The following is a 17,431-nucleotide window of genomic DNA, read 5'->3' as shown; positions in this document are numbered from 1 at the left end:
CTCCTTACGGACACACCTGTAATTACCGCTTCTGAGCTTTGATTGGGAATATTATGTCAATGGTGAGTGCCGAAGGCATAATGCAGTAACAATCAACGGTTCATTCCCGTTACGGAATGCTCAAAGGATCCTAGGCTAACTTAAAGGCAGATTTGCTGCTGCAAGGCTTGGATTGAATGAGGGTGGAACCACGAGTTAGCTATCAGCACTCGTCCCTTTTCTGGGACGGGTGTTTTTTGCTTTTTATAAGAATGCAGGAACTGGAGGAAAGAAAATGTCTATGGTACGAATTTCATTGCCAGATGGCGCAGTGCGTGAGTATGAGCAAGGGGCTACGATTGAGGATGTAGCAGCTTCCATCAGCAGTGGGCTGAAGAAGAGTGCGATTGCAGGAAAGTTAAATGGTAAGGTAGTGGATCTATACACACCGCTTGAAGATGGCGGACTAGTAGAGATCGTAGCACCGGATTCTGCCGACGGCCTCGAAGTCATTCGCCACAGTACGGCGCACTTGATGGCACAGGCGATTAAACGCCTTTACAGCGATGCGGAAGTGAAGCTTGGCATTGGACCTGTCATAGAGGATGGGTTCTATTATGATATCGACATGAATATCTCCTTGACGCCTGAGGATTTGCCGAAGATTGAAAAAGAGATGGAACGCATCGTAAACGAGAATCTGCCGATTCGTCGTACAGAGGTTCCGCGTGAAGAAGCGATTCGCATTTACACGGAGATTGGCGATGAGCTGAAGCTTGAGCTGATTCGCGATCTGCCTGAGGATTCTGTCATCTCGATTTATGAGCAGGGCGAATTCTTTGATCTTTGCCGCGGCCCGCATGTGCCCAGCACAGCGAAGCTGAAGGTATTCAAGCTTCTGAATCTTGCGGGTGCCTACTGGCGCGGAGATGCTAAAAACAAAATGCTGCAGCGAATATACGGTACAGCCTTTGCGAAGAAAGCTCAGCTTGATGAGCATCTTCATTTCCTTGAAGAAGCGAAGAAGCGGGATCATCGCAAGCTTGGCAAAGAGCTTAAGATCTTCACCTTCTCGCGTGAAGTGGGACAAGGTCTCCCTATATGGCTGCCTAACGGTGCTACGCTGCGCCGTACGATGGAACGCTACATCGTCGATCTGGAGGAGCGCCTTGGCTATAACCATGTGTATACGCCTGTGCTTGCGAATGTTGAGCTGTACAAGATCTCGGGTCACTGGGAGCACTATCAAGAGGACATGTTCCCGCCCATGCAATTTGACAATGAAGAGCTTGTCTTGCGTCCAATGAACTGCCCGCACCATATGATGGTCTATAAGAGCGAAATGCACAGCTACCGCGAGCTGCCTATTCGAATTGCTGAACTTGGCAACATGCACCGCTATGAGATGTCTGGCGCCTTGACAGGTCTGCATCGTGTGCGCTCGATGACATTGAATGATGCGCATATCTTCTGTCGTCCAGATCAGATCAAAGAGGAATTCTCACGCGTTATCAAGCTTATCCGTCAAGTATATGCTGACTTTGGCATCAAGGAATCGAACTTCCGCCTGTCCTATCGTGATCCGCAGGATACTGAGAAGTATTTCCAGGATGATGAGATGTGGGAAACTTCCCAGCGCATGCTGCGTGAAGTGGCGGAGGAGATGGATCTCCCATTCTACGAGGCTGAAGGTGAGGCTGCATTCTACGGACCGAAGCTTGACGTTCAAATCAAGACAGCACTAGGCAAGGAAGAAACCTTGTCAACGGTTCAGCTGGACTTCCTCCTGCCTGAGCGCTTCCAGCTCGAATATGTGGGCGAAGATGGCCAGAAGCATCGTCCTGTCGTCATTCACCGTGGAATTATTAGTACGATGGAGCGCATGACTGCCTTCTTGCTTGAGAACTTTGCTGGTGCGCTTCCACTGTGGCTGGCTCCAGTCCAAGCGAAGATTCTGCCTGTATCGCCAAACTATGAAGAGTATGCGAAGCAAGTCGAGGAAGAGTTCCGCAATGCGGGCATCCGTGTTGAAGCGGACCTTCGCAACGAGAAGCTTGGCTATAAGATTCGTGAAGCCCAGCTTGAGAAGACAGCATACATGCTCGTCGTGGGTGAGAATGAGAAGAATGGCAATGCGGTCTCCGTACGCAAGCGCGGAGAAGGCGATCTTGGCATGATGTCCATTGAGGAAGCTGTGAAGCTTCTTGGCGATGAGATTGCATCTCGCAAAGTGCCAGAACAGCCTGCAAAAGAACAGGAGTAAGCAGGACATTGGGTTTCGAGCAATAGCTAAGAAGAGCATTCCCTATGTGGGAGTGCTCTTCGTTTTATTAGGTTAGCCAGAAGATTCTGGCTGGCCTTTTTTGTTGGTGTTTTTTGCTTTGGCTGCTTCTTTTTTTAAAATGGGTGTGCTTCTGCTTCGTATATTCACGCCGCAAGCTAAGCAATTCATCCAATATTTAGACGTACGATTGCCAGTTCTGAGCCCAATTGCAAGGGCGGGGCATGCATAACTTCAGGAACACTTGGTTATCCTTCGCTGTATAAGACAGCTTCTGTCCAGAAGTTGACAACAAGTCAATCCATTAGTTTGTTGAATTGTGATGACAAACTACCGAAGTGATGAATCTACCTAGAAAGTTGGAGTGACAATAAGTGAAACGTTACAGGTTACGTGCGTGGCTATTGATTATGCTCGGAACAGGGCTCATCGTAACAATGCTTGTATCCTCATTAACCGAAGCGGTTGAGCCCCATCTATCCAAGGAGACAGCTGTGCAAGCAGTAAATGATGCCTTGAGTAACACTTCTGCTGCTACAAGCTCACTGGACCAAAAGTTGGCGGCTGCAGATAGCAAGGAATCGGAAGAGACGATTCAGGCAGAGGAAGCTTCTGCTTCGGCCGTATCGAATCGCGCGATGCTGTTTAGCGATGGTCTGCTTGCTCCTGAGCGCGAGCAGGTTGTAAGGCAGGTAAATGTAACTGCAACTGGCTATACAGCAGGAGAAGAATCAACCGGCAAGCGCCCAGGCCACCCTGCCTATGGAATTACCTACTCTGGGGTTAAGGTGAAACGAGGATATGTATCGACGGTAGCGGCTGATCTTGCGGTGTTTCCTTTAGGAAGCATCCTCTATATACCTGGCTATGGTTATGGCGTTGTGGCCGATATCGGGTCTAAGATTAAAGGCCGGCACCTGGATCTTTATTTTGATACGACAGAACAGGTGTATGCAGAATGGGGCAAAAAAAGCGTCGATGTGCAATTGATCAAACAAGGCAATGGCAAAGTAACGGAGGATATGCTTGATCAGCTTAATGAAGCGGTAATGAAGCATCGCAAGATTCCGAAGACTTCGCTTTAGTGGCCCAAACAACTGGTAAAATAAGCTTGACCTTAATGCGGGCTCTGCTGAATAAAGCACCATTCACCATCGCATAATACTTGAGGGGAATTCACGAAGGTGGTCCTCGATCGAAGCTTAGGGCGAGATGAAAGTCTTGTCTATAAGCGTCCATTCAGGAGGTGAAACGCGATGGCTAACAACAAGAACAAAAACAAGTTTGGTGCTCAAGCAGGTGCTGCTGATGCAGGAGTAGGTGCAAATGCAGGTTTCGGCGCTGCTGACGCATTTGGTGCTCAAGCAGGTGCTAACGAGAACTTTGATGCTGAGTTTGCAGCTGAACATGCAGCAAACACAGCAGCTGGTAAAGCAGCTGCGAAAGCTTCCCAGAAGCAGCAATAATTTGCTCGATGAGCAAATCACATCTAAATAAGCAGGAACATACGGTTCATTTAAACCGATTCTCCGCATGGGAATGATTGATGTGCAGGATTCTGTATGATTTCATTCTCACCCTATCGAAAAAGCCGCCTTATTTGCTGAAAATGCAATGAGGCGGCTTTTTCTTCTCATCTTTGAATGGCCTCGGTAGAGGCAGCGCCTGCAAGCGATTCACACCCGATTCATTCTGAAGAACTTATTGCCTTATCGTCACTTTTGTATATAGGGGAATTGTTGCGGCGAGCTCCAATACATCTTCGTTATACATACGAATGCAGCCGCGGGACACCATATGCCCAATTGAAGCGGGATTGTCTGTGCCATGAATGCCATAGTGCGGCCGGGACAGACCCATCCAGAAGGCGCCGAACGGTCCTCCCGGATTGGGAACCTTGTTAATGATTTCATATTCGCCTACAGGAGTTTGAGTCAGCATCGTTCCGATACCAACAGGAAAGCCTCGAATCACAATATTATGATCAAGCAGGTACAACTGACGACTGGACAGATCCACGATAATGCGATATTCCGGCAAATGAGCACCTCCTCTGTTTTGGTGGATTGAACATACACATGCTGCGCTTTTTTAAATATGCTGAACATCGTAATGGAATTCAAAGCCTCATTGTGCTTAGATATCGGTCTCTAGACCGAGACAAGTTCAATCTTACGTTGCTGTTCGTCATGCAGGGGATTCAATATAATTCAATTAGAAGACGAAAAGTGAACATACAAAGTGAGGGATTAACATGAATAAACGTAGCTCGTGGCTGGGAGGATTAGTCCTGATTGGAATCGGATTGATTTTTCTGCTGCAGCAGTGGGGGATTATTGATTTTAACTTCAGCATCGGAGAGCTGATAAGTACGTTTTGGCCGCTTATTGTAATATATGTGGGACTTAGCGGTTTGCTTCAAGGAGGCTTCTGGGGTATCTTCCCACTCGGTGTAGGGGCTTACTTCCTGATGTCGAATCTTAATGTTATTACAATGGGCTTTGGCGAGTTTATTCGAATGGCAGCACCTGCTGTATTGATCGTAGCCGGGCTGTGGCTGTTATTTCGCCCGAAGCGTAATCGTCGGAAGCAAGCTGGCCATATGGAAGATTATCTCGATCAATCCTCCTATCCGCCGAAGTCGGGGGATGACGGTACTTCAACCTACAACTCCAATACAATGAATGCTGATTCTGGTTTGGAAGAAGATCCATTAGCGAAATATGAGAACTACCCGGACCCTTTCAAAAATGTAGATTACAGCAATGATAAGGGGCCAAGCTTTGAAGAGATGGAGAAGCAGGGCGGCAAGTTCCAAGCACAGCACAACAAGTCGTCCCAGAACCAAGGGCATAAGCATAAGCATCATCATAAGCATCATGATGATTATGCTGATGACGGAAGCTCATCTTGGCATTATGATGGAAAGAGCATCAATAAGTCAGGCTTTATCGGAGACTTCAGCATTGGACAGGATTATTGGGAGCTTAAGCCCATGAATGTGTCCCACTTTATCGGCGATACTTCGATTGATTTGACAAAGGCGCAGGTGCCTTATGGCGAGACAAAACTGAACATTTCCGCATTTATTGGAGATGTCAAGGTGTATGTGCCAAACGATGTAGACCTTGGCGTTGCTGTAACGTCGAGCTCCTTCATCGGGGATGTGAAGGTGTTTGGCCAGAATCTAGAAGGCTTCATGCGCAATGTGCAAACCCAAACACCGAATTATCACGAGGCCAACAAAAAGATTCGCTTGGTCGTGAGTGGATTTATCTCGGATATTAAGGTCGTGAAGGTGGGATAGACCTAATGATCAAGAAGCTGTACCGGAATGCAAGAAGTGTGAAATGGGAGCTGCTTGTTACCTTCATCCTCTCTGGCTGCATCATCATCAGTGTGCTGTGGATTGGGCTGTTGTACGGAGATGATTGGATGAACGGGCTCAATTGGTGGACGTACGGGATTATTACGGTGCTGATCGTTTCTAGCTTTACTGGATACATCGCAGGCTTGCGGCTGCAGCGAAGGCTGGATGTGCTGCATGAAGCGATGATGCAGGTGACGAAGGGAAATAGCGCTTATCGTATAGAAGAGAACGACGAGGATGCGTCGTTCTCTCGTTTGTTTGATGATTTCAATACGATGACCTCAAGAATGGAGCATAAGCTAAAAGTGCTGCAGAAGCTCTCCGAGCAGCAGGGAGACGATCGTGAACGCGTTAGTGAAACAATTGTGCAGGAGGAGCGCAAGCGTCTTGCGCGAGATCTTCATGATACAGTCAGCCAGCAGTTGTTTGCTATGCATATGGCATCTTCCTCGCTTCCCAAAATTATGGAGATGGACCAAGAACGCGGGAAGATGGTGATCACGCAGCTGATCGAGATCTCGCATACGGCACAGCGGCAGATGAGAGGGTTGATTGCTCAACTGCGACCGATTGAGCTCGATGGGAAGTCTCTTGTAGAAGCCCTTCAATATTGGTTTCCGGATTATTGCAACCAAAATGGACTGCAGGGAAAGCTTGATCTTCAGGTGGAAGAAGCGCTGTCTGATGTGAAGGAGCATCAATTGTTTCTACTGATCCAAGAAGCGATGGCTAATGTAGTCAAGCATGCAAAGGCGAAGCAAGTGACGCTCACCTTGCAGGAATCTGAGCGAAGGCTGCTGCTTCATCTGGCGGATGACGGTGTCGGCTTTAACCGCAATGCGGTATCTCATGGAGGAAGTTATGGCTTGTCCACGATGAATGAACGCGTGGATAAGCTGGGAGGTCATTTGGAACTTATTAGCCAACCAGGTGCAGGGACAACGGTTCGCGTTCAAATACCGCTGTTTGAGGATGATTTAGGGGAAGCACAGACGAAGGAGCAGGACGGAGAAGGAGGAGCATATGGATAAGAAGATGAGCATCTTTCTCGTGGATGACCATGAGATGGTTCGTTTAGGACTGAAGACATATTTAATGCTTGATCCCGAGATGACGGTGATGGGGGAGGCAAGCGGAGGACATGATGCGATTAAGCAGATTGACGATATGGAAAATCTGCCAGACCTTGTACTGATGGATCTTAAGATGCCTGATCTCGACGGGGTCGAGACGACGCGTAGGCTTATTGAATCCTATCCGACGCTTCGCATTGTTATGCTGACGAGCTTCATGGAGGATGATCAGGTTGTGGCGGCCATTCAAGCTGGAGCGACAAGCTATGTTCTCAAGACGGTCTCGGCAGAGGATCTCATCTATGCGATTCGCGGGGCGATGAAGGGCATGCCGGTGATGAGCGGCGAGGTGTCTCAGGCGCTGACAAGAGGCATGCGCAAGCAGGCTGCAGGCTCTGAGGATGTAGGATTGACGGAGCGCGAGCGCGAGGTCCTGCTCTTGATTGCAGATGGCAAGTCCAATAAGGAGATCTCAGATGAGCTTCACATCAGCATTAAGACAGTCAAAACGCATGTCTCAAATCTGCTGATGAAGTGTGAGCTGCAAGATCGTACGCAGCTTGCTGTCTATGCGCACCGCAAGGGCTGGGTTAAATAAGGAGAGGCCGACACCTCACGATGTATCGATGATGCATCGTGAGGTGTCGGCTTTTTCTTTTGTTCAATTTTAAAAGGGTTTTATATCGGCGTAAGCTCATGCTAAACTAGTCTCTGGGATCGTCCAAATGATCTAGTCCTTGCGTCATATAGGTTTTATCCGCTTTTATGATGTTTTTAATGTCGATTTAAGGTTCAAGGTCCATGATATAAACATAACGAAACATCGCGATGAACCACAATCATAAAACATCAGATTCATCTTTGGGAGGGTTACACAATGGAAGATCAACGTAAATTCGATTCTAATAACAGCAATGAAAGAAGCAGCGACGATTCAACTCAACATGAGCAGGCCGCAGCAAGACAGAATGGGGAAGCAGGCGGCAATTCTCATTACTATTATGCGTACGGTCCTTATCAATCGGTTAAGAGCGAAGAGCCATCAGCAACGAAGATGGATGCCAAGGATGTGGAGGTGACTCCGCCGACGCCAGTGAAGCCATTGCCCTTCTCCAGCACAACACGCACTTCATATGGGCAGCTAGACGGACAAGGCAATGGCGGCGGACAATCTGGGCCGTCAAGCAACTGGCAGTACAAGCAGCCCGAGAAGAAGCGCTCGTCATTCCGATCGATGTTCGTCTCCTTCTTGGCAGGTGCTCTCGTTGTCTCCACGTTGATGTTCACGGCAGATTACTACAACCTGTTTACGAGCAACAACATGCCAGCAGCAACAAGCAATGCCGGAGCAGCACAGACGGTTGCAAACACGAACCAACCTGCTCCTTTCCCTAATGGAACAACATCTGTGGCTGATGTCGTTAAGACTGCAGGTCCTGCTGTAGTGAAGATTGAGACATTCTCAAAGTCGGGAGGAGCAAACTCCAGCAACAGCTGGTGGTACAACGATCCGTACTTCCGCCAGTTCTTCGGAGACAGCTCTGGCGGCAACGATGAAGGCAGCAGCAGTCAAGGCGGACAATTGCAGCCGCTCGGCATCGGAACGGGCTTTATCTTCGAAAAAGATGGCTACATCCTAACGAACAATCACGTGATTGAAGGTGCGGATCAAGTTCAAGTATACGTGGATGGCTTTGAGAAGCCATTTGACGCCAAGGTGCTTGGCAAAAGTGATGAGCTTGACCTTGCGGTGCTGAAGATTGAAGGGGAGGCGGATCTTCCGACTGTACAGCTTGGCGATTCCGAACAGATTGCGGTAGGTGAACAGGTGGTAGCTATTGGTAACCCGTCTGGCTTCGACCATACCGTAACGACAGGCGTATTGAGTGCGAAAGGCCGTGAGATCGAAGCAAGCGACAATGGCCGCGCTAAAAAATATACGAATCTGCTGCAAACGGATGCTTCCATCAACCCTGGTAACTCTGGCGGCCCGCTGTTGAACATGAAGGGCGAGGTTATCGGCATGAACGTAGCTGTAAGCAAGGATGCGCAGGGCATTGGCTTTGCAATACCATCCAATACGATAACGAAGGTTGTAGAGGACCTCAAAGCTAACCGTGAGATTCCAAAAGAGCCTGTGCCATTCATTGGAGCAACGCTTGCTTCCATGACAGATCAGATTGCAACGCAACTGGGCACGGATGTAAAGGAAGGCGCTTTGGTTACGAACGTCGTATTCGGTTCGCCTGCATACGAAGCGGAGCTTCGCGCCTATGACATCATTACTGCTATTGATGGCGAGTCGGTCAAAACGAATCAAGAACTGATTGAAGCGGTAAGCAAGAAGAAAGTTGGCGATTCGGTGAAGCTGACGGTTCATCGCAACGGCAAATCCGCTGAAGTGTCAGTGAAGATTGGAGACCGCAACAAATTCGAAGAGCAGATCAATCAACAGCAAACTCAGCGCTAAACTATAATCTTGGCGGGAAGTGGAGAGGGAGCCTATCCTTCTCCACTTCTTTTTTTCAAATCATGGCTCGCATTTGCGAATGGTGTCAATCCCTGCTGTACGGTGTAACTCATTCATAGACATGGTACAATAGACTTATATTGTGATGAATCCAAGCCATACCTTAGATCGTGGAAGGGAAGGATACGATGCGTTCTTATATTCTTGTGGTAGATGATGATGAAAAAATTACGTCCATGTTAAAGCGTGGGCTTGTATTCGAAGGCTTTGAAGTACAAACAGCCAATAACGGAGCAGATGGACTCCGAGAAATGATGATTAGAGAGCCTGATCTGCTCGTCCTAGATGTGATGATGCCGGAAGTGGACGGGCTTGAGGTGGTTCGCAGAATGCGTGAAGCGGGAAGCAGTGTGCCTGTGCTGATGCTGACTGCAAAAGACGCCATCCAAGATCGAGTGAAGGGTCTTGACCTTGGGGCGGATGATTACTTGGTGAAGCCATTTGCCTTGGAGGAATTGCTTGCTCGTGTTAGAGCGCTTCTTCGCAGACGCTCGGAGAATGAAGGCAGCAATCATATCCTTCGCTTCGAGGATCTGGAGATGGACCTGCATTCGCGCGAAGTGAAGCGCAGCAATATGCCAATTGAGCTGACGGCGAAAGAATTCGAGCTCTTGCATCTCTTTATGCAGAATCCAAAGCGGGTGCTTCCGCGTGACGTGATTATGGAGAAGATCTGGGGATACGATTACAGTGGAGAGTCAAATGTGCTTGAGGTATATATTGCGATGCTACGCCAGAAGACAGAGGAGCATGGCGGCAAGCGCATTATTATGACGATTCGTGGCACGGGCTACGTATTGAGAGGAGACGCGTAAGGGATGTCGATTAGACTTAGGCTAACGGTCTGGTATTCGACACTTCTTGCATTCACGCTGTTCTTCTTCTGTATCTCCATATATACGTTTGTCGATTACAATATCTATAATGATGTGAAGGCTCATATCAATAAGAGTCTGGCCAAGCTGAAGATTCAGCCGACGATCAATTTTGAAAAAGGGCTAAATCTCGACTTGTCCCCATCAAGCGGTGCAAGCGTTAGTGAAGAGGAATTGTTTGTCCAGATTATTAACTTTACGAATGGAGAGCGAACCATATCCAACAATATGGAGTTTTTTGAGCTCAATATTCCAATGCCGCAAAAACCTAACGATATTCTAGAAGGCTATCGCAAGGTAAATGATCCAGTGAACGGGGAGTTTTTGCTCTATGAGCAGCGTATCGATATTCGCAGCCAGACGGTGGGAGCAATCCAAGTATTTTCTTATACAGGGCGTGAAGCTAAGTTTACCCATGAGCTAAGAAGCATTCTGGTTGTATCTTCCTTGGTCACGATTGTAGTTGCCTTTTCTCTTGGCTTGTTCTTGGCGCAGAAGTCGCTTCGGCCAATTGAGAATATTATACGGGCAACGAACCGCATTCAGACGGGGAACGATCTTAGTGTGCGCATTCCAAGAGTAGGTCCGCCTGAGGACGAGATTGGACAGCTGACCGAGACGATCAATCGGATGCTTGGCCGTATGGAGACGTTCTATAAGGAGCTCGACGAAGCTTATCGGCATCAGCGAAGATTCGTATCGGACGTGTCGCATGAGCTGAGAACGCCGCTTACGACCATTCGGGGCAATGTTGATTTGCTGCAGAAGATGAACACAGATGATGATAAAGCGCTCGCCTTGTCAACAGCAGAACGAGACCAAATGATGAACGAAGCGCTCAACGATATTTCCGATGAATCGAAGCGCATGAGTCAATTGATTAACGATATGCTGTCGTTGGCGCGGGCTGATGCGGGCCAGAAGATGGAGCTGACCGTTATCGAGATCAAGCCGCTTGTAGAGGAAGTGGCAAGAAGAGCACAATTCCTGCCGCGCAAGGCGGATTGGCATCTAGGTGACATTGAAGCGCTCGATGGAATCAAAGTACATGGCAACCGCAATTACTTGCAGCAGATGTTGTTCATCTTTATTGAGAATGCATTCAAGTACACCTCAGATGGAGAGGTTACGCTAAGCGCCGTTCGACAAGATGATCAGATCGGCCTCAGAATTAGAGACAGCGGAATCGGCATGAATCAAGAGGAGGTTCCATACATCTTCGAACGCTTCTATCGGGCGGACGTATCAAGAGGGGTAACCCCAGGAACGGGCTTAGGGCTTGCCATCGCCAAATGGATTATTGATGAGCATGGAGGTTCAGTAGAGGTGCTGACGAAGCCTGGCCAAGGTACAACCTTTATTGTCTGGCTGCCAACGGCTTCAGTCGACGAAGGGGATGTCATTGCCTTATAATAGAGAAAGGCGCATGGGCGAATGAACCATTGCAGCCATAAGCACTAGGGATTACAACAAGGAAGCAGGTGGATCGGATGGAAGTGAAAAAGATAACGCCAAGAGGCTATTGCTATGGTGTAGTCGATGCTATGGTTATTGCTCAGCAGACTGCACGCAATCTAGATTTGCCTCGACCGATATATATAATTGGCATGATTGTGCACAATAGTCATGTTACGAAAGCCTTCGAGGAGGAGGGAATCATTACGCTGGATGGCCCAAATCGCTTGGATATCTTAGATCAGGTGGATAAAGGAACGATTATCTTTACCGCGCACGGGGTATCCCCTGAGGTTCGCAAGAAGGCACGCGAGAAAGGCTTGACCTGTGTGGATGCTACTTGTCCTGACGTAACGAGAACGCATGACCTCATCCGAGAGAAGACTGCTGAGGGTTACGAGGTTATTTATATCGGCAAAAAGGGACATCCAGAGCCTGAAGGCGCAATTGGGGTGGCCCCGCATGCTGTGCATCTTATTGAGCGCGAAGATGAGATTGACAATCTTCACCTTACGGCAGACCGTATTATCATTACGAACCAAACAACCATGAGCCAATGGGATATTAAGCACATCATGAATCAATTAATTAAGAAATATCCAACAGCAGAGATTCATAATGAGATATGCATGGCGACACAAGAAAGACAAGCTGCGGTTGCGGAACAAGCGGTAGGCTGCGATCTGGTCGTTGTGGTTGGAGATCCTAGAAGCAATAACTCCAATCGTTTGGCGCAGGTGGCAACTGAGATTGCAGGTGTTCCTTCTCATCGCATCGCAGATCTGTCAGAGCTTGATGTGGATTGGCTGAAGAATGCTAAAGTTGTCGGTGTGACATCTGGTGCATCGACGCCAACGCCGATAACAAAAGAAGTGGTGCTGTTCCTGGAGCAATATGATCCAGAGGATGAATCTACGTGGGAGAAGCAGCGCACCGTCAATATGAAGCGGCTTCTGCCGACTGTACGCAATAAGTCCAAGACGACCAATTAATAGCGGGAGCAAGAATAGCGATGTTCTATTCTTGCTTTCTTTTGTAGTATTTGTACCATGATGAAGATGATGAAGCAGCTGTGTGTACGCGGCATGTGCATGAGATAGACCGTCATCATGTAGGAAGATCGTCTATCTCCCTTTTGCGGTGTTAAATGAACGGGTAGGCCATTGGCTGCTGCCAGAACATTTCGCTGTTCATTTTCATATGCTGCCAGACTGGCTGAATCAGCTTCTGACGATTAATCTTTACTTGATTGCGGGCGGGATCGTAGATGGATGCATACTGGCAATGATGGTTTATTTCCCTCTAAAAAAAGTGCTCTTGTGGGTACAGAAGCATCGCAGGGACAAGCGCCGGCGTGCCGCACATGTGATAGCGGATTAATGGAACACGATGCATTAGTTATAGTGGATCGCTTGCTCCTTTCTGTTTGTTTGGAGGACATGCGTTTGATAGCGTTCATCCCAATAGAAAGACGCGATGTGAGCGAACTCGCAATTCTCCAGCGGACACCCGATATCAAATGTATCGGTCGTGGATAGGAATGCGCGCTTACTAGCGTCTTTTTCGATTGCTCATAGATTCCGTTCTTAAATATGAACATTCATTGATATAAGCTAAAACATATTGACTCGGCTATGTGAACAGGATATAGTGTCTTTAACAATTAAAAGCATAAACGCGAACAAGCGTCTAAGCGTGAAAGTAAATATTTGGAGAGGGTGGGGAGTGCCGTGATCGTAATTGTATCGAATCAGACACCAGAACAACGTATACAGGAGATAATGAAGTATATTGAGGCGAATGGACTGCAGCCGCATGTTGCCAAAGGCGTGGATAGGACTGTTATCGGTATCGTCGGCAGTGTGCAGCCGAAGCATGCTGAACATCTCAGACAGATGCATGGTGTCGAGAATGTGGTGAAGATCTCAAAATCTTACAAGCTGGCAAGCCGTGACTTCCATCCTGAGGATACGATCATTGAGATTGGAGATGTTCGCATCGGTGGTGGAGAGCTTGTTGTTATGGGAGGTCCATGTGCTGTTGAGTCCCCAGAGCAGATTGATGAGATTGCAAAATTGGTGAAGGCAGCAGGCGGCCAGATTCTGCGCGGTGGTGCATTCAAGCCCCGCACAGGTCCGTACAGCTTCCAAGGTGTTGGGGTTGAAGGTCTTGTGATGATGCAAGAAGCGGGTCGCAAGCATGGCCTGTTGACCATTACGGAAGTCATGACGCCAGAATATGTGGATGTATGTGCAGAATATGCAGATATTTTGCAAGTCGGCACACGCAACATGCAGAACTTTGATCTTCTGCGCAAGCTAGGGGAGTGCAATCGCCCGGTACTCTTAAAGCGCGGCTTCAGTGCAACCTATGATGAGTGGCTGAATGCTGCCGAGTACATTCTTGCTGGCGGCAATCCCAATGTGATGCTCTGTGAACGTGGAATCCGAACATTCGAGAGCTATACGCGCAATACGCTAGATCTTGCTGCAATCCCTGTCATGAAGGGATTGACCCATCTTCCAATCATTTCTGATCCAAGCCACGGTACTGGACGACGTGAATTGGTCGAACCAATGGCTAAAGCATCGGTTGCGGCAGGAGCAGATGGACTTATCATTGAGATGCATACCGATCCCGATAATTCCATGACAGGAGACGGCGTTCAATCCCTGTTCCCAGATCAATTTGCAGGGCTGCTTCAGGCTCTTGAACAGCTGGCGCCCCTTGTGGGCAGTACATTCAATACGGCCAAGCAGCCGCTAAGCTTTTATCAGAATACAGTTGTAGGGCAATAAACAAAGAGCCGATTTCTTTAGGGAAATCGGCTCTTTTTGTGTGTAAATTCGAAAAAGTAAAGCGATTATTTTTGCACTTAATCATTCATTTTTTATACATGTTAGCATATCTGACATGAAATTCAAAAAAACCTTACATAAGTATTGACATCATTTTTATGTCCCTCTATAATGACATCAATATCAAATTGGAGTTGAACATTACACGATGGATCGGGAGTTAATGTTCGGAAATGGGGAGGAATTAAGATGTCGGTTAATCAAGTATTGGAATTGATTAAGGAAAAAGAAATTGCGTTTGTTGATTTTCGTTTTGTGGATTTGAGCGGGCGTGCTCATCATATAACACTTCCGGCATCAGAGGTTGACGCAGATACGTTTGTTAATGGGGTAGCATTCGACGGGTCCTCCATTCCAGGCTTCCGCGGTATTGAAGAATCCGATATGGTCATGATGCCAGACCCTGAAGCAGCATTCGTTGACTCTTTCACTTCTCATCCAACATTAAATATTATGTGCAACATCTTCACGCCAGATGGGGAGCGTTATGAGCGCGACCCACGCAGCATTGCGCAAAAAGCAGAAGAATTCCTCCAAACTGCTGGCGTGGGCACAGCAGCTTACTTCGCTCCAGAATCTGAGTTCTTCGTATTTGACGATGTTCGTTATGAGAATACGATGAACAGTTCTTCGTTCTTCGTGGATTCCGAGGAAGCGGGTTGGAACACAAACCGCAAGGAAGAAGGCGGCAACTTGGGTTTCAAGATTCGCACAAAGGGCGGTTATGTGCCCGTTGCACCGATGGATACACAACAGGATCTCCGTAGTGAAATGTGCCGTTTGCTTGAAGAAGCAGGCCTACGCATTGAGCGCCATCACCATGAGGTGGCTACTGCGGGTCAAGCCGAGATCAACTTCCGCTTTGATACGCTGACAAAGACAGCAGACAATCTGCTCACCTATAAATACATCGTTCACAATACTGCCCGTCAGTTTGGCAAAGTAGCTACATTTATGCCAAAGCCGTTGTTTGGTGACAATGGCAGCGGCATGCACGTGCACCAATCCATCTTCGATGGCGATACACCGTTGTTCTATGAAAAGGGAGCTTATGCGAACCTTAGCGAAATAGCGATGCATTACATCGGCGGTATCCTGTACCATGCGCCAGCTCTGATTGCGCTGACGAACCCAAGCACGAATTCCTTTAAGCGGCTAGTGCCTGGATACGAGGCCCCTGTAAACTTGGTATATTCCAAAGGAAACCGTTCCGCAGCAGTTCGTATTCCAGTTGCAGCAGTTACGCCTAAAGGCTGCCGCATTGAGTTCCGTACACCTGACTCCACTGCGAATCCATATTTGGCATTTGCGGCTATGCTTATGGCTGGTCTAGACGGCATCAAGCGCAAGCTTGATCCAACGGCGCTTGGATACGGTCCATTTGATAAAAATATTTATGAGCTGTCCGATGCTGAGAAGCAGGAGATCCGCAGCGTGCCAGGAAACTTGGATGAAGCACTCGATGCTCTCGAAGCAGATTATGAGTTCCTGACAGAAGGCGGCGTGTTCACGAAGGATTTTATTGATAACTATGTTACCTTCAAGCGTGCTGAAGCGAAGTCTGTCGCAATTCGCATTCATCCACAAGAGTACAGCTTATATTTCGACTGCTGATTGATTATAGCCATACTGCAGGGAGGCCCTCTCTTAAGATCTTGTAATCTTGGAGAAGGCCTCTTTCTTTTTAAGGGATACATCATCATACTAAATATATAACGTGTAAGTGGTTATATTCGGAAATTGTCCTTTGGACGAGGACGAAACAAAGTGTCTGCACATTAAAATGTGTCATATCCGAACGAAAATGTGGATTATGGATTTTATTTTCGTTTTAACGTGTTGAAGGATTACGAAATTACTGCTATTATGGCAATAATCATTTTATACAAAGATCGAGAAGGTAGGGATGAGGGAATGGAACAAGGGAAACGAGCATTCAATTTTAATGCGGGACCTGCAGCATTGCCACTGGCAGTATTAGAGCGTGCACAGGCTGAATTCGTTGATTTTCGCGGCAATGGTATGTCTATTATGGAAATGTCGCATCGTGGCGGCGTATATGAGGCGGTACACCAGGAGGCGAAGGAGCTTCTAAAAGAATTGTTCAATGTGCCAGCAGGTTATGACGTGCTGTTCCTGCAAGGTGGAGCGAGCTCTCAGTTTGCCATGATACCTATGAATTTGCTCCAGCCAGGCAAGGTTGCAGCTTATGTTGATACAGGGAGCTGGGCGAAGAAGGCCATTAAAGAAGCACAATTGATTGGCGAGACGGCTGTCATTGCTTCATCTGAGGCTGAACATTACACACGTATGCCTTCTTTGGAAGACATTCAAGTTCCGGCTGAGGCAGCTTATGTGCATCTTACCTCCAATGAAACGATTGAGGGTACACAATTCCAAGCCTTCCCGAATACCGGCGACGTGCCGCTAATCGTGGATATGTCAAGCGATATTCTGAGCCGCCCACTGGATATTTCCCAATTCGGCATGATCTATGCAGGTGCGCAGAAGAACTTGGGTCCATCTGGCGTTACTGTAGTCATCGCGAAGGAGGAGCTGCTTGCAGCCAGCCCGAACACCATTCCAACAATGCTAAGATATGACATTCATCAGAAGAACAATTCCTTGTACAACACGCCGCCATCCTTCTCTATTTATATGGTGAATCAAGTTCTGCATTGGCTGAAGGAGCAGGGAGGCCTCCAGGCTGTTCAAGAGCACAATGAAGAGAAAGCGAACTTGATCTATGATGCGATTGATAGCAGTCAAGGCTTCTACCGCGGTGTCGCCGTGCCTGAGAACCGCTCACGCATGAATGTTACGTTCAGACTTACTTCCGAGGACTTAGAGAAGTCCTTCATTAAGCAAGCTGAGCAAGAAGGCTTTGTTGGTTTGAAGGGGCACCGCAGCGTAGGCGGATTAAGAGCATCGATCTACAATGCTGTTCCTAAGAGCAGTTGTGAAGCGCTTGTTCAATTCATGAAGCAGTTCCAGCAGCAAAACAGTTAAG

General features: G+C 47.8%; 15 protein-coding genes. 14 read left to right on the top strand and 1 reads right to left on the bottom strand.

Translation table 11 applies throughout. From position 1 onward, the window contains the following. Positions 1-274: 274 nt before the first annotated feature. The 3 genes from thrS (at position 275) to B9Y93_RS18290 (ending at position 3,726) form a co-directional block, all read left to right on the top strand. Positions 275-2,242, top strand: coding sequence for a threonine--tRNA ligase (thrS, locus tag B9Y93_RS18300; RefSeq protein ID WP_085496735.1), 1,968 nt, complete (start codon positions 275-277; stop codon positions 2,240-2,242). A 392-nt stretch (positions 2,243-2,634) separates the two neighbouring features. Further along, positions 2,635-3,345, top strand: a complete 711-nt coding sequence (locus B9Y93_RS25080) for a 3D domain-containing protein (RefSeq protein ID WP_280522902.1) — start codon at positions 2,635-2,637, stop codon at positions 3,343-3,345. A 171-nt stretch (positions 3,346-3,516) separates the two neighbouring features. Next, the gene (locus B9Y93_RS18290; protein WP_085496733.1) at positions 3,517-3,726 is read left to right on the top strand and encodes a hypothetical protein; all 210 of its coding nucleotides are present in this window, start codon (positions 3,517-3,519) and stop codon (positions 3,724-3,726) included. Between the two features lie 235 nt (positions 3,727-3,961). Here the strand turns inward: B9Y93_RS18290 and B9Y93_RS18285 are convergent, their stop codons facing one another. Further along, entirely contained in the window at positions 3,962-4,300 is a 339-nt protein-coding gene (locus B9Y93_RS18285) for a L,D-transpeptidase (protein WP_085496731.1), read from the bottom strand. 214 nt (positions 4,301-4,514) lie between these two features. Here B9Y93_RS18285 and liaF point away from each other — a divergent pair, with 214 nt between their 5' ends. The 11 genes from liaF (at position 4,515) to serC (ending at position 17,430) form a co-directional block, all read left to right on the top strand. Continuing rightward, a complete protein-coding gene (gene liaF, locus B9Y93_RS18280) occupies positions 4,515-5,567 on the top strand; it encodes a cell wall-active antibiotics response protein LiaF (RefSeq protein ID WP_085496729.1) in 1,053 nt (350 codons plus the stop codon). A 5-nt stretch (positions 5,568-5,572) separates the two neighbouring features. After that, positions 5,573-6,661, top strand: coding sequence for a HAMP domain-containing sensor histidine kinase (locus B9Y93_RS18275; RefSeq protein WP_085496727.1), 1,089 nt, complete (start codon positions 5,573-5,575; stop codon positions 6,659-6,661). Beyond that, the gene (locus B9Y93_RS18270; RefSeq protein WP_085496725.1) at positions 6,654-7,301 is read left to right on the top strand and encodes a response regulator; all 648 of its coding nucleotides are present in this window, start codon (positions 6,654-6,656) and stop codon (positions 7,299-7,301) included. The genes B9Y93_RS18275 and B9Y93_RS18270 overlap by 8 nt, the downstream gene beginning before the upstream one ends. Positions 7,302-7,580: 279 nt before the next feature. After that, the gene (locus B9Y93_RS18265) at positions 7,581-9,173 is read left to right on the top strand and encodes a S1C family serine protease (RefSeq protein ID WP_085496723.1); all 1,593 of its coding nucleotides are present in this window, start codon (positions 7,581-7,583) and stop codon (positions 9,171-9,173) included. Between the two features lie 188 nt (positions 9,174-9,361). Further along, a complete protein-coding gene (locus tag B9Y93_RS18260) occupies positions 9,362-10,048 on the top strand; it encodes a response regulator transcription factor (protein ID WP_085496721.1) in 687 nt (228 codons plus the stop codon). A 3-nt stretch (positions 10,049-10,051) separates the two neighbouring features. Beyond that, positions 10,052-11,521, top strand: coding sequence for a sensor histidine kinase (locus B9Y93_RS18255; RefSeq protein ID WP_085496719.1), 1,470 nt, complete (start codon positions 10,052-10,054; stop codon positions 11,519-11,521). Positions 11,522-11,598: 77 nt separating this feature from the next. Then, positions 11,599-12,555 (top strand): 4-hydroxy-3-methylbut-2-enyl diphosphate reductase, encoded by a 957-nt coding sequence (locus B9Y93_RS18250; protein ID WP_085496717.1) that lies wholly within the window; start codon positions 11,599-11,601, stop codon positions 12,553-12,555. Positions 12,556-12,682: 127 nt separating this feature from the next. Then, positions 12,683-12,943: a DUF2062 domain-containing protein gene (locus tag B9Y93_RS18245; RefSeq protein WP_085496716.1), complete on the top strand. Its 261-nt coding sequence runs from the start codon at positions 12,683-12,685 to the stop codon at positions 12,941-12,943. 350 nt (positions 12,944-13,293) lie between these two features. Continuing rightward, positions 13,294-14,361, top strand: a complete 1,068-nt coding sequence (gene aroF, locus B9Y93_RS18240; protein ID WP_085496714.1) for a 3-deoxy-7-phosphoheptulonate synthase — start codon at positions 13,294-13,296, stop codon at positions 14,359-14,361. Between the two features lie 249 nt (positions 14,362-14,610). Then, on the top strand, positions 14,611-16,035 hold the full coding sequence (gene glnA / locus B9Y93_RS18235) for a type I glutamate--ammonia ligase (RefSeq protein ID WP_085496712.1): 1,425 nt from the start codon (positions 14,611-14,613) through the stop codon (positions 16,033-16,035). 300 nt (positions 16,036-16,335) lie between these two features. After that, a complete protein-coding gene (gene serC, locus B9Y93_RS18230; protein WP_085496710.1) occupies positions 16,336-17,430 on the top strand; it encodes a 3-phosphoserine/phosphohydroxythreonine transaminase in 1,095 nt (364 codons plus the stop codon). Position 17,431: the final 1 nt, after the last annotated feature.

Origin of the sequence: Paenibacillus aquistagni, from assembly GCF_900177815.1 — a bacterium.
Lineage (GTDB): Bacteria > Bacillota > Bacilli > Paenibacillales > Paenibacillaceae > Paenibacillus_B > Paenibacillus_B aquistagni.
Note: the sequence above shows the minus strand (reverse complement) of the source record. Positions and strands in the feature narration are given on the sequence as shown.

Coding starts and splice junctions, on each gene's coding strand:
- B9Y93_RS18260 (WP_085496721.1), top strand. CDS start 9,362: ATGCGTTCTTATATTCTTGTGGTAGATGATGATGAAAAAATTACGTCC.
- glnA (WP_085496712.1), top strand. CDS start 14,611: ATGTCGGTTAATCAAGTATTGGAATTGATTAAGGAAAAAGAAATTGCG.
- B9Y93_RS18255 (WP_085496719.1), top strand. CDS start 10,052: ATGTCGATTAGACTTAGGCTAACGGTCTGGTATTCGACACTTCTTGCA.
- liaF (WP_085496729.1), top strand. CDS start 4,515: ATGAATAAACGTAGCTCGTGGCTGGGAGGATTAGTCCTGATTGGAATC.
- B9Y93_RS18275 (WP_085496727.1), top strand. CDS start 5,573: ATGATCAAGAAGCTGTACCGGAATGCAAGAAGTGTGAAATGGGAGCTG.
- B9Y93_RS18290 (WP_085496733.1), top strand. CDS start 3,517: ATGGCTAACAACAAGAACAAAAACAAGTTTGGTGCTCAAGCAGGTGCT.
- B9Y93_RS18250 (WP_085496717.1), top strand. CDS start 11,599: ATGGAAGTGAAAAAGATAACGCCAAGAGGCTATTGCTATGGTGTAGTC.
- B9Y93_RS18270 (WP_085496725.1), top strand. CDS start 6,654: ATGGATAAGAAGATGAGCATCTTTCTCGTGGATGACCATGAGATGGTT.
- thrS (WP_085496735.1), top strand. CDS start 275: ATGTCTATGGTACGAATTTCATTGCCAGATGGCGCAGTGCGTGAGTAT.
- serC (WP_085496710.1), top strand. CDS start 16,336: ATGGAACAAGGGAAACGAGCATTCAATTTTAATGCGGGACCTGCAGCA.
- B9Y93_RS18265 (WP_085496723.1), top strand. CDS start 7,581: ATGGAAGATCAACGTAAATTCGATTCTAATAACAGCAATGAAAGAAGC.